Below are 13,525 nucleotides of genomic sequence, written 5' to 3'. Positions count from 1 at the left end.
TTCCTAAAAGAAGCCCCTCATTGATCGATAGACATCATTAGTTGGGTGCTTTTCATATACTGCTAAACATTGTCCACTTTGACTATAAAGTGCCACTGGAGACACTGTGACATGATTAACTTGTTTCGGATATAATTGTACGCCATTTCGTACTAGTTTTTCAACCCAAGAATCGACCACAACCGATGGGAAATCTGCCATTGCCTGTTCTAATGTCAACAAAGTTAATGTATTCGATTCAGCCTTTTCTTTGAAAGCCTCTAAACTTAAGCAATCAGAAATATTAAAAACACCTGAAGCAATACGCCTTAAATGAGACATATGTGCTGGATATCCAAGCTTTTCTCCAATCGTTACAGCTACGGTGCGAACGAATAATCCCTTACTTCCTTTGACACGGAAACTAAATTTAACTAATCCATCTTCACTTTGATGAACGTCGCCTAATAGTTCTAATTCATAAATCGTGACCTCACGACGTGGACGCTCAACTTCAAGTCCAGCACGTGCGTATTCGTATAGCTTTTTACCATTAACCTTAACTGCTGAATACATCGGTGGGACTTGAATACTACTTCCGAGCATACTTTTTAAAACTGCTTCCACTTCTTCCTTCGTTATCGTACGGTCGACTCGTTTTTCTTCAACTAATTCACCATCAGCATCTTCAGTGGTCGTTGAAAAACCGATTGTAACTTCACCTAAATATTCTTTTTCATTTGCTGTTAAAAACTGCGAAATCTTCGTGGCACGTCCGACACAAATCGGTAAAACACCTGTTACACTTGGATCAAGCGTTCCGGTATGCCCAACCTTTTTCGTTTTCAACACTTTACGGACAATATTGACACAATCATGCGATGTCATTCCTGCCGGCTTATCTAGTAACAATACCCCGTCCATAATTCACCTCATCACTTTCTTTTAAATCGATAATAAAAATTGTTCAAACACATCATTTGCCATGAGCAAACCTTGACGCGTTAAACGAATTTGATTTCCAACGCGCTCTAAATCATGAGCTTGAATTAATTTTTCCAACGCTTCTTGATAAATTGCTTCTACGTTCACACTATATTTTTTTGAAATCTGTTCTAGATTAATTCCTTCCATGAGGCGTAAACCTAAAAACATTTCTTCTTCAATTTTTTCTTCTTTCGATAAAACACTTGACTCAATCACAGGTAATTCTTGTTTTTTCAATGACTCAATATATGTATTAATAGAGCGTGTATTTTGATAGCGGGTCCCCTCTACATAACCATGCGCACCGAGTCCCGTCCCAATATACTCTTCATTTTTCCAATACCATTGATTGTGAAGACTTGGAATTGATTTTGCAAAATTACTAATTTCATAGTGCTGGTAGCCATGTTGAGCCAACATCTCTATAACGATTTCATACATGTTTGCTTCAATTTCATTATCTGTTAATTTCAACTGATCTTTCATATAAGCTAAATACAACTGCGTATGCTCCTCAACAATTAAAGAATACGCTGAAATATGTTCCACATCAAGCGCGATCGCCTTCGTTAAATCTTCTTTTAACTGTTCAATGGTCTGTCCAGGAATCGCATAAATCAAATCTAAATTAATATTATGCATTCCATGAGCTTTTAACGTCGCAACCGCTTGTTCCACATGTTGACTCCCATGTTGGCGGCCAATTCGTTTCAGCAGTGTTTCATGAAAGGTTTGAACGCCCAAACTGAAGCGGGAAATTTGTTGTGAAAGTAAGTATTCCACCTTTTCTTCCGTTAAGTTCTCCGGATTGGCTTCAATACTAAATTCAACGATTTGTTCCATCTTAATCGCTTCATGTAAATAGTCAAATAACGGCTGAATTTGCTCCACGCTTAAAGCAGTGGGCGTTCCTCCTCCGATATAAATCGATTGAAGCTCGTCAAATCCGACCTGTTGCTCATAATACTTTAGCTCTTGTAGGAGTGCTTGAATATATTCCTCATGACGTTGTCCCTTCGTGATTAACTTAGGAAAATCACAATACGTACAAATATGATCACAAAATGGAATATGTATATATAATCCTTTCGCCATCTGACACCTCTATAGACGTTCAATGACATTTAAATTCAAACGTTTCGCCATGTCACGGGCCATTTGCATATACTCATCATTTAGATAAGCCGGATTATGACAATCTGAATTAACAATCACTTTTACGGTTGGGAATTCATTCGCAATAATCGACCAGAATTTTTCAGATGGATACGGATAACGAACGCCATCTTGATACGTTTGCTTCCCACGTCTTAATCCATTAGCGTTCACTTCTAAAATGACATCATTATCTAATGCCGCTTGTGCAATTCGGCGTGTGGCTGCTTCACAAGCCTCATCCCAACGTGGATAAAGAGTCATAAAAACGTCAGGATGTGCTAAAATTGCAAACAACTTTGTTGCCAGCGCCTCTTCAATACAAGATGCATACACGTTTAATTGTTCAGGTTTCGTGAAATGGAAGGCATCTTTGAATTTACCATCAATTTCAATGTAGTGTTGCGCTAAAATTAAATAATCCGTTTGTTGTTTTAATTCCGTCATGTAATCATGAAGGTGTGGAAAATATTCACACTCTAAGGCTTTTAAAACTTTAATTTGTGGATATTTTTTCTGAGCTCGTTCAATATCTTTAAAATATGTTGCTAACTCAGAGTAATCCATACGACGTGTTCCCATCTGAGGGAAATTTTGATGTGGCGTGTGACAACTCATTCCAATTTCAGCGTAATTATGCTTCACTGCTTCTTTAACATAAGCCTCAACATCACCTTTGGCATGTTTACAACGATCATGATGCGTATGATAATTCGTTAATAACATATTTCTCACCTCTTTATTATGATTCTTTTTTAGTTTATCTTAAACATTCCAAACAATAAATGAACTTGCTTAGTTTTTACTCCCTATTAATAGAAAAAGAGAGGTCTTTGCCCTCTCTTAATCTTCGTCCATTGATAATACAGCCATGAATGCCTCTTGTGGAACCTCAACTGATCCAACAGACTTCATACGTTTCTTACCTTCTTTTTGTTTTTCAAGTAATTTACGTTTACGTGAAATGTCTCCTCCGTAACATTTAGCTAAGACGTTTTTACGTAAGGCCTTAATCGTTGAACGGGCGATGATTTTCCCACCAATCGCAGCTTGAATTGGAACCTCGAACTGTTGTCTTGGGATAATTTCTTTTAACTTTTCAGTGATCACTTTACCACGTGAATAGGCAAAATCTTTATGAACAATTAAACTTAACGCATCGACAATTTCACCATTTAATAAGATATCCATCTTCACAAGTTTTGATGGCTTGTATCCAATTAACTCATAATCAAATGATGCATATCCTTTTGTTGATGATTTTAATTGGTCAAAGAAGTCATAAACGATTTCTCCAAGTGGAATTTCATAGTTAACATGAACACGTGTTTCATCTAAATATTGCATATCGATGAAGACACCACGTTTTTTCTGACATAATTCCATGATAGCTCCAACATAATCATTTGGTGTCATGATTGATGCCTTAACATAAGGTTCTTCAATTGATTTGATGGTCTGTGGTTCAGGCATTTGTGATGGGTTATCGACAATTAACTGCGTTCCGTCTGTTAAGTAAACATGATAGATTACCGACGGTGCTGTTGCGATTAAGTCAATGTTAAACTCACGTTCAATACGTTCTTGAATAACATCCATGTGTAATAATCCTAAGAATCCAGTACGGAATCCGAAGCCTAAGGCTTGTGATGTTTCAGGCTCGAATTGTAATGATGAGTCATTTAAAACTAATTTTTCTAATGCATCACGTAAATCGTTATAACGAGCAGCATCAATCGGATATAATCCACAGAAAACCATTGGGTTTAATTTACGGTACCCTGGTAATGGTTCTTCCGCTGGATTATCTACTGATGTAATCGTATCCCCCACGCGAACCGTCTTCACATCTTTAATTGACGCTGTCACGAATCCTACATCACCAACACTTAAATAGTCGACTACTTTTTCATGTGGTGTGTGAACTCCAACTTCAACGACTTCGTATTCAGCACCTGTTGCCATCATACGAATGATTTGACCTTTTTTCATCGTTCCATTTACCACACGGATTGAAGCAATAATTCCACGATATTGATCATAAACTGAGTCGAAAATTAAGGCCTGAAGTGGTGCATCAGGATCTCCTGTTGGTGCTGGGACTTTTTCAACAACTTGTTCTAAAATTTCTTCAATTCCGATTCCCGCTTTAGCAGAAGCTAACACAGCATCATCAGCTGGTAATCCGATGATATCTTCTACTTCTTGCTTCACACGATCTGGATCGGCACTTGGTAAATCAATTTTATTGACTAAAGGTAAAATTTCTAAATCATTATCTAAGGCTAAATAAACATTCGCTAAGGTTTGGGCTTCAATTCCCTGTGCCGCATCGACCACTAATACGGCTCCTTCACAAGCAGCTAGTGAACGTGATACCTCATACGTAAAATCGACGTGTCCTGGGGTATCAATTAAATGTAAAATATACTCATTTCCATCTTTAGCTTTATATGTCAACTGCACGGCATTTAACTTAATCGTAATTCCGCGCTCACGCTCAAGTTCCATTGAGTCTAACAGCTGATTTTTCATCTCACGTTTTTCCAACGCATTCGTTCGCTCTAAGATACGATCCGAAAGTGTTGTTTTCCCATGATCGATGTGGGCTATAATTGAAAAGTTGCGAATTCGTTTTTGTCGCTCTTTGATTTGTTCGCTATTAATCGCACTCACAAAGCTCACTCCATTTCGGTAAAATAATATCCACTCTATTTTACTTTAAATTTACTTATCTCACAAGAAAAATTTGTGGAATCTCTTGTTTTTATCATGATTTAGCCATTTTTATGACCTCTTTATTTTGGAGATAAGAAGCCATACAAAAAGACTATTGCCCCAAATACTCACTCGGTCAATAGTCTTATGTTATCCCATTTTTTATATTAAATGAAATTCAACTCTTATTCACTGATTAGTTGATCAAAAAATCTAACCACTGTACGCAAAACCTCACGCACAATGGTTTTTAATACATCTGCGATGTCTTGTCCTAATTTAGAGATATTATTGTGACTAACCCCACTCACTTTGTTTAATGCGGATGTCGTAGGTGACGGTTGACTTGAAGTTTGAGTGATGGGTTTACTACTGTTCATTTGGCTGGTTTGCACGGTCTGACTATAGGGAATAAACGTATTTTCTTCATCTTTTAAACTCGCTTCGTATTGCTCAATTTGTTCATTTAAAAATGTTGAGGCTTGCGCTGTCGATTGAATTTTCAAGTCTTCAACGTGAAGACTATACGACATCCCTAGCATAAAACAAGAAATGGCTATGATGATTAGCCCCCCTTTTTTCATAAGCACTCCCCCATCATTCATGCGCTTTAATATACGTTGTTAAAACATCTGCCACTGCCTGGGCTGAATTAGTGACCTCTTCATAGGTGTTATAGTCACCTCCCACCTCAATTAAAATCATCGTCGTGGCAAAATCTTGATTATAAACCCCATTATAGCCAACCCCGCCATTTTCACGAATCCCTCGCGATAATCCAGGATATTTTTCGCTCAATAAGGCTTCTAACTCTTGAATAATTTTTTGATTTTCTTGATATCGCTCATTATCAGTTCCTAACACAAACATCACTTTGGCATACGGTTTCCCATCAATCGTTGTCACAGATTTCTCATAACTAATCGAATCCCGATGAAAGTCAATAAAATAGCGTAAGGTCTCATGTTGACTCGCCGTATCCTCTAAATACATTCGTGATGCCTTATAAGATAATGAATAATGCCACTTATTTTTACTCACAACCTCTGCCGCTGAACGAGATTCAACTAATGTATTTATATTTTGACTTTGTAACTGCTCAGCTACCATGTAAGATAAATCAACCACACTAACTGTCCGACCTAACTGCTCATTCACAGCTCCACCTTCATATAGTTCACCGTCATGAGAATTAAAGATATAAACCAACGGATCGGTTGTGATTACTTCTTGCATCGGTTCGACATCTAACTCCTCACTAACATATGTATATTTATAATCTTGTGGTGGCGTTGCTGCTGTTGCACTTTGACTCGGTGCCTTCATATTAATAAAAGCAAACCCATCATTGATAAAGGAGCAAAGTTGATTCAAGTCCAGTGAAGTCATGATTTCTGCAAAGTATTTTTGTAAATTCATCACCACATCCACAATATCTCCCGCGGTTGAAAAATCAAAAATACTTGATAAAATTGTTTCTTGTTTCACATGTTTATCGTAAGCTTCTTTTTGATTAACATATAGCAACTGAAAAAACTGCGTGAAGCAAAGTGTGAGAACAAATCCCAGTATGATGATATAGGGTGTTAATTTATTCAGCTTTTTCTTCCATTTTTTTCTCCTTAAACGTTGTTTTCGATTCAATCTTCCCCGCCCCCTGACTGTTGTATTTCATCGAAAGATGCTTACCTTTCGCGTAACGTTTACCTCTTTAAAACATATACGTTATTATACAAAATCAGTGGTGTTAATTATTGTTGTTTTATGGTCAAGAATTAGCTAAATTGTACATTTGGATGTAAGGCTCGATTGAGACCATTGGAAATTAATGTCGCTAAATCCTCCATTTCTGTATCGATTTCTTTTGGGGTCACGATTAGATTATAACCATTTGGTGTTAAGACCTCAGAAATCAATTGGCGCTTCTCTTCTTCTTCTAAGTTTCCGACTTGCCCCATAAATTGCTCACGAAGTTCTGGAGACGGTAAATCTTCATCGGTATATATTTGACGTGCACTTGAAAATGGCACGAGTTTTTTATAAGAGCGCGACTCCTCTTTTAACGATTTCCCAATATGTTTAAGAAGAAAATCGATCGTATCACTCGTAATCGAAACCGCATCGACAACAGTTGGAACCCCGATTGCAAAAACAGGGATACCTAGCGATTCCTCATCAACTGCCTTACGTTTATTTCCGACCCCGCTACCTGGTGCAATTCCTGTATCAGTCATTTGAATCATTTTATTGACACGAGTAATCGAACGCGAAGCTAAAGCATCCACAACGACTAAGAAATCTGGCTTCACTTTTTTGACCAGTGATTCAATCACATCATATGTTTCGATTCCAGTCATCCCCATCACACCTGGTGCTAATGCACTGACTTCACGATAACTTCGATCCACTTCATTTGGACGAAGCTCATATAAATGACGCGTCACAATGACTTCATCAACGACCATTGGTCCTAATGCATCAGGCGTCACATGATCATTTCCGAGTCCAATCACTAAACAAGTATCTGTTTCTTTAATGTCTCGATGTTTTAATAGCTTCGATAATTGCTCTGCAAAGACTTCCATCGCCACCGTTAACTGATCATGTTCATGAGTAATGATAGAAGACGTATCGAGTGTCATATAACGACCTGCCTTTTTTCCCACACGTTCAACTGCTTCAGGTGCTACATCAATGCAAGTCACTTTTAATCCTTTAATATTATCTTCTTCGTATTTCACCCCTTCTTGAGACGCCTCATTCACTTGCCCGACCATTTGTTCAACGGCTTCTAACGCTAAATCTGAACGACATTGCCACTTTTTCATTTCCTGTTCATTCATAATAATCACCTCAAAAATAGTGTGAGCTAGTTTTAGTTATTTCATGAAAATTTATTCAAAATTTATTCTCAAATTAAAAAAAGACAATTTAAGCTCGTCTTTTATTCTTGTTGTATCACTTGTTTTCTTTTTAACACGCCAGGGTCCCATTCAATCATTAAGACAGCTAAGACACTGAAAATTCCACCGATACAAAGCTTGACTGTCACAGGATCGCCTAAAATAAGAACAGATAAAATGGCTCCAAATAATGATTCAAATGATAAAATCAATCCTACTTTTGCTTCAGATGTGTGACGTTGCGCGATCGATTGAATCAAGAAAGCAAACAGCGTACTCAATAACCCTAAATACAAAACGGCGATTCCACTACGAAATGAGACCTCGACCCAGGGCATCCTCAATGACCAAATGAACGATAAAACAGCAACAGTTACCATCTGTATTGTATTAAAACAATACGGATTACAACGCGGACTAAATAAGCCGGTGATCACAATTTGAACAGCAAAACCAATTGCACAAATTAAGGTCAAAATATCCCCTATGTTCATGGAAAAATCTTTTTCAAGAGATAAAAAACTAACGCCTAACACCATGAGTAAAATCCCAGTCCATTGTGTAACTGTTAAACGACGTTTAAAAAAGATAACTCCAAGTAGCGGGACAAGTAAGACATAAGTAGATGTAATAAAGGCATTTTTTGAAGCTGTCGTATACTGCATGCCAATTGTTTGAAACGAAAAGCCAATGAATAAAAAGATTCCGGCTAAGACTCCCCCTATCACGTCAATTTTTTTAATAGATTTTAACACTTTAAAGAAAATCATCACCATTCCTACGGCTGCAACGATAAATCTCAAAGCAGTTAACTGTGCTGGCCCCATCCCACTCTCTATCGCTAATCCAACAGCGGGAAAGCCCCCTCCCCAAATGATAGCAACGACTAACAATAATCCATCTGCTATTTTTGAATTCATTGATTTCTCCCCCTTTAATTGCCTCTCTTATTCATTTATGCACATCTAACACAAAAAAGGACATTCTCATATTGAGAACGTCCTTTTTAATAGGATTTAATTATTTGATTGCTTTTAAAACGTCACATAAGAAATTATAGACGCGTTCAGTTGATGGAATCGATAATGATTCTTTTGGTGTATGTGCACCTGTGATATCTGGTCCGATTGAAATCATATCAATTTTTCCAAGTTTTTGAGATAAGAATCCACATTCAAGTCCTGCATGAATTGCCGAAACTTCTAATTCTTTTCCAAACATTTCTTGATAAACGTCTTTCATAATCTCACGAACTTTTGATTCCGTTTCAAATTCCCATTCTGGATAGTCCGCAATTAACTCCATCGTTGCCCCTGTTAAATTAGCAATGGCTTGAATACGATGGTTAATTTCACGTTTTAAAGAACTTACTGAGCTTCGGATGGCACTATTGAATTCAATTTCGTTTTCATCCATCTCAACAACTCCAATATTACTTGAACTTTCAACTAATCCTGGAATGTTAGCACTCATCGTTTGTGGTCCATAAGGGATTAACTGTAAGATATACATTAAATTTTGAGCTGTTTCTTTTGTAAAGACTTTTGTTACCGTGTCTTTTTTCGTTGTAACCACTGAGATTCCTGGATCGGCTGTTTCAAACTCAGCACGAACCATGATTTCAAAGTCTTTCACTTTTGATTCCAATGCCTCTGACTGTTCTTGTGCAAGCGTGATATTTAAGATGGCACGCTTAGAAATGGCATTCATTTTTTCTCCACCAGCAATTGATGAAACTGACACATTTAAATCTTGAATGTAGTGTAATAAACGTCCCATTAATTTATTCGCATTGGCACGGCATTTATTAATTTCAATTCCAGAGTGCCCACCTTTTAATCCACTGATCACAATTTCATAAGAAGTTAATCCGGCTGCATCCACTTCTGTCCACTCGATTGGTAATTTTAATGAGTTACGCACACCACCGGCACATGAAGCTAAAGCCACACCCTCTTCTTCTGAGTCGATGTTAATTAAAATGTCACCTGGAACATTAGCAGGATCTAAGGTCATTACACCATCCATCCCTGTTTCTTCTTCAGTTGTGACTAATACCGTTAAGGCAGGATGCTCTAACGTCTCATCCGCTAAAATAGCTAAAGACATGGCTACTGCGATTCCGTTATCGGCTCCTAATGTTGTTCCCTTTGTACGTAACCAATCACCATCTACATAAATAGGTAATGCATCTGTTTCAAAGTTAAAATCTAATTCGTCATCTTTCACACAAACCATGTCCATATGTCCTTGTAAAATGACACGTGGAGCGTCTTCATAACCTGGCGTCGCTGGTTTTGTGATGATCACATTTTTACATGGTTCTTGAACATAGTCTAAATTATGTTCTTTTGCAAAGTTTACTAAATATTCACTAATCGCAGCCTCATTTCCTGATTCGCGTGGAATTTTTGTCATTTGTTCAAAATAATGAAAAACCGCTTGTGGTTTTAAGTTTCCTAAAATCTCTGACATAAATAAGCCTCCTTTTTTGTTTTTATTCTACCATATCTTTCGTAAAATGATAACAATTCTCTACATTTATACACAAGTTTTAGCAATTATATAATACTAAAAACCGGAGGCTAGTTCTCCAATCAGTAGCGTCCAGTTTTAGTTTAACTCATTTTTAATTGAATATAGCCTTACACACGATCATTTTTATCAGCATCTTTAACCGTATACTCACTTGAATCAAACACTGAACTTTTCGGTTGTTGTTTTTGCTGATGAGTAACCGTCGCTTGATCTGGAATAATAAAAATACAAGCTATATATAAAACAACACCAGCAAATCCAAATGAAAAAATAGTTACAACTACCCAAATTAAACGAATAATCGTAGCATCCATCTTAAAATAATCTGCAATTCCTTGGCAGACTCCTGAAATCATGGCTCCTTGACTTGCTCGGTATAAGCGTTTATTTGACATCAAAATCCATCCTTCCATAACACAATTACCGTTATTATAACGTAGTTAGAAAAGAGATGACAACTTTTTTCAGATATATTTTGAAATGTCATCATGAAAGAGTTGGTGATAAACGTCAAATATACTATAATAGTGCTATATCTTTCCGATAGATAGAAAATTACATTAAAATTGGAGGTTTTTAAATGAAGTATGATTTAAAGGCTTTACTAAAGTCTAGTGAAGCTTCTTTGACTCAAATCGTTGACATTCTGAATACAGCTCCATCCCTGATGCTTCAATCATTGGAATCATCAAATACAGCGATTATTATTGTAGATATGGTCAACGGATTCGTCAAAGAAGGCCCAATGTCTTCTCCACGCATTCAAACGATTATCCCTGCAATTCGTGAGTTAATGACGCAGGCAAAGGAAAAAAAGCTTCCGATGCTAGCCTTCGCAGATAGTCACAACGAATCCTCGATTGAATTTGCTGCTTATCCTCCTCACTGCTTAGTCGGAACAAGTGAAAGTGAAATCGTTGATGAACTTAAAGAAGTGGGGGGCTATGAATTAGTGCTTAAAGGTTCAACGAATGGATTTTTAGAACCAGCCTTTCATAACTGGTTAAAAGAACATCCAACTATTGAACAATTTATTGTCGTTGGCGATTGTACGGATATTTGCGTTGAACAATTCGTTTTAACCTTAAAAACCTACTTTACGACATTAAATCGTCCGAGCCGTATCATCGTTCCAATCAATAGTGTTGAGACGTACGACTTGGGCGTTCATGCGGGTGATTTTATGAATGTAATGGCATTATATAAAATGCACATGAATGGAATTGAAATTGTCCGTGAAATTACAAACTAGAAAGAGGCTTTAACTATGAACTTAAAATCAGTAAATTTAACGATGCTCGTAGACTTTTACGAATTAACAATGGCCCACGGCTATTTTGAAAATGGAATGGAAGATCAAATCGCTTATTTTGATATGTTCTTCCGTCGCGTTCCAGATGAAGGTGGATTTGCGATTATGGCCGGTCTTGAGCAGTTAATTGAATATTTAAAACACTTAGAATTTACAGATGAGGACATTGAATATCTTCGCAGTAAACAATTATTCTCTGAAGGATTCTTAACCTACTTAAAAAATTTCAAGTTCGCTTGCGATATTTATGCCATTCCTGAAGGAACACCTATTTTCCCAAATGAACCTATTCTAACGGTTCGTGGCCCAATCATCCAAGCACAATTCATCGAAACGATGATTTTATTGAGTATTAATCACCAATCTTTAATTGCTACCAAATCAAACCGTATCGTCCGCGCGGCTAATGGTCGTCCTGTATTAGAACTTGGGGCGCGTCGAGCACAAGGGGCGGACGGTGCTATTTTAGGTGCTCGTGCCGCTTATATTGGCGGATGTAAAGGAACAGCTTGTACAATCTCTGATCGTGACTTTAATGTCCCTGCACTTGGAACGATGGCTCACAGTTGGGTCCAAACGTTTGATTCAGAATATGAGGCGTTCAAAAAATATGCGGAACTTTACCCAGAAAACTGTACCTTATTAGTCGACACCTACAATACATTAAAATCAGGGGTTCCAAATGCGATTAAAGTATTTAAAGAAATCTTAATTCCAAAAGGATATAAACCAGGAGCCATTCGTATCGATAGTGGAGATGCTGCTTATTTATCAAAAAAAGCACGTAAATTATTGGATGAAGCGGGATTACATGAAACAAAGATTGTGATTTCAAACTCATTGGATGAGTATATTATCAAAGATTTACTCATTCAAAATGCACCGATTGATTCATTTGGAGTTGGAGAGCGTCTGATTACCTCAAAAACGGAACCTGTATTCGGTGGCGTTTATAAAATTGTAGCCGTTGAAAAAGAAGGACAAATGATTCCAAAAATCAAAATTAGTAACAATATTGAAAAAATTACAAATCCAGGTTCAAAACAAGTGTATCGTCTATATGATCGTGATACAAAGAAAGCCATTGCTGATGTCATTACCCTAGCTCATGAAAAAATTGACGACACAAAACCATATACCATTTTTGACCCAGAACATACATGGAAACGTAAAGAAATCACAAACTTCATTGCTCGTCCATTATTAGCCCCAATCTTCTTAAATGGAGAATTTGTTTATACCTCTCCTACTTTAGAAGAAATCGTGACTTATTCTAAAGAACAAATTGAGATGTTATGGGAAGAAGTCTTACGCTTTGAAAAACCTCATCGCTATTATGTTGACTTATCAAAAGAATTATGGACATTAAAAACAGAGCTTCTAGAAAAATATTCTAAATAATGCTGATTTTACATATAAAAACAAATCATTCTTCTACATGAGTTTAATGGAATTTTTACCATTTGATTAAATATTGTAATTTCTTCTTGCATTTTAGACCTTGGTCTGATAGAATGATTTTGTTGTATTTTCAATGGAGGTGAACGGAATGCCAAATATTAAATCACAAGTTAAACGTGTGAAAACAAACGAAAAACGTCGTCAATTCAATGCTTCTTACAAAGCATCTATGCGTACAGCTATCAAAAACGTTGAAGTTGCTATCGAAAACAAAAACGTTGAAGCTGCAAAAGAAGCTTACAATACAGCTAACAAAAAATTAGACAAAGCTGTTGCAAAAGGAATTTGCCACAAAAACTTCGCAGCTCGTCAAAAATCACGTTTAAGCAAAAAAATCAACGGTTTAGGATAATCAAATACCGACAATTCGTCGGTGTTTTTCATCCCTTAAACATGATAAAAAAGGATCTTATTTGTCAACAAGTAAGGTCCTTTTTTATTGCGTTTATTTTAAAGGCTCTTTGTCAACTGG

Annotated in this window: 13 protein-coding genes; 3 read left to right on the top strand and 10 right to left on the bottom strand. The window is 36.9% G+C overall.

Annotated features, from left to right (window positions below; genetic code table 11):
• Window positions 1–3 precede the first annotated feature (3 nt).
• From truB to NEH74_RS09440, 10 genes are all read right to left on the bottom strand, one after another.
• Complete coding sequence (gene truB / locus NEH74_RS09485) at window positions 4–903, bottom strand: tRNA pseudouridine(55) synthase TruB (RefSeq protein WP_055244406.1); 900 nt, start codon at window positions 901–903, stop codon at window positions 4–6.
• A gap of 21 nt (window positions 904–924) precedes the next feature.
• Window positions 925–2,061 carry a radical SAM family heme chaperone HemW gene (gene hemW, locus NEH74_RS09480; RefSeq protein WP_055304685.1) on the bottom strand — a complete coding sequence of 379 codons (1,137 nt, stop codon included), beginning with the start codon at window positions 2,059–2,061 and terminating at the stop codon, window positions 925–927.
• A 9-nt stretch (window positions 2,062–2,070) separates the two neighbouring features.
• Window positions 2,071–2,847 (bottom strand): histidinol-phosphatase, encoded by a 777-nt coding sequence (locus tag NEH74_RS09475; RefSeq protein ID WP_055244402.1) that lies wholly within the window; start codon window positions 2,845–2,847, stop codon window positions 2,071–2,073.
• 117 nt (window positions 2,848–2,964) lie between these two features.
• A complete protein-coding gene (lepA, locus tag NEH74_RS09470; RefSeq protein ID WP_269465079.1) occupies window positions 2,965–4,797 on the bottom strand; it encodes a translation elongation factor 4 in 1,833 nt (610 codons plus the stop codon).
• A 227-nt stretch (window positions 4,798–5,024) separates the two neighbouring features.
• The gene (locus NEH74_RS09465; protein ID WP_055276554.1) at window positions 5,025–5,423 is read right to left on the bottom strand and encodes a hypothetical protein; all 399 of its coding nucleotides are present in this window, start codon (window positions 5,421–5,423) and stop codon (window positions 5,025–5,027) included.
• Between the two features lie 13 nt (window positions 5,424–5,436).
• On the bottom strand, window positions 5,437–6,483 hold the full coding sequence (spoIIP, locus tag NEH74_RS09460; protein ID WP_055276556.1) for a stage II sporulation protein P: 1,047 nt from the start codon (window positions 6,481–6,483) through the stop codon (window positions 5,437–5,439).
• Window positions 6,484–6,614: 131 nt separating this feature from the next.
• Complete coding sequence (gpr, locus tag NEH74_RS09455) at window positions 6,615–7,682, bottom strand: GPR endopeptidase (RefSeq protein WP_055304683.1); 1,068 nt, start codon at window positions 7,680–7,682, stop codon at window positions 6,615–6,617.
• A 101-nt stretch (window positions 7,683–7,783) separates the two neighbouring features.
• The gene (locus NEH74_RS09450; protein ID WP_055304681.1) at window positions 7,784–8,662 is read right to left on the bottom strand and encodes a DMT family transporter; all 879 of its coding nucleotides are present in this window, start codon (window positions 8,660–8,662) and stop codon (window positions 7,784–7,786) included.
• Between the two features lie 100 nt (window positions 8,663–8,762).
• On the bottom strand, window positions 8,763–10,217 hold the full coding sequence (locus NEH74_RS09445; protein ID WP_055304679.1) for an aminoacyl-histidine dipeptidase: 1,455 nt from the start codon (window positions 10,215–10,217) through the stop codon (window positions 8,763–8,765).
• 170 nt (window positions 10,218–10,387) lie between these two features.
• Window positions 10,388–10,675, bottom strand: coding sequence for a PspC domain-containing protein (locus tag NEH74_RS09440; RefSeq protein ID WP_055244393.1), 288 nt, complete (start codon window positions 10,673–10,675; stop codon window positions 10,388–10,390).
• A 185-nt stretch (window positions 10,676–10,860) separates the two neighbouring features.
• Between NEH74_RS09440 and NEH74_RS09435 the strand changes: the two genes are divergently transcribed.
• The 3 genes from NEH74_RS09435 (at window position 10,861) to rpsT (ending at window position 13,405) form a co-directional block, all read left to right on the top strand.
• On the top strand, window positions 10,861–11,532 hold the full coding sequence (locus NEH74_RS09435) for a cysteine hydrolase family protein (RefSeq protein ID WP_055304677.1): 672 nt from the start codon (window positions 10,861–10,863) through the stop codon (window positions 11,530–11,532).
• A 15-nt stretch (window positions 11,533–11,547) separates the two neighbouring features.
• Window positions 11,548–12,993: a nicotinate phosphoribosyltransferase gene (locus NEH74_RS09430; RefSeq protein WP_055244390.1), complete on the top strand. Its 1,446-nt coding sequence runs from the start codon at window positions 11,548–11,550 to the stop codon at window positions 12,991–12,993.
• Between the two features lie 148 nt (window positions 12,994–13,141).
• Window positions 13,142–13,405 (top strand): 30S ribosomal protein S20, encoded by a 264-nt coding sequence (rpsT, locus tag NEH74_RS09425; RefSeq protein WP_055244388.1) that lies wholly within the window; start codon window positions 13,142–13,144, stop codon window positions 13,403–13,405.
• The last annotated feature ends 120 nt before the right edge of the window (window positions 13,406–13,525 follow it).

It is taken from the genome of Turicibacter sp. GALT-G1, from assembly GCF_025594995.1.
Lineage (GTDB): Bacteria > Bacillota_I > Bacilli_A > MOL361 > Turicibacteraceae > Turicibacter > Turicibacter bilis.
This window is presented reverse-complemented; position numbering and strand designations above follow the sequence as displayed.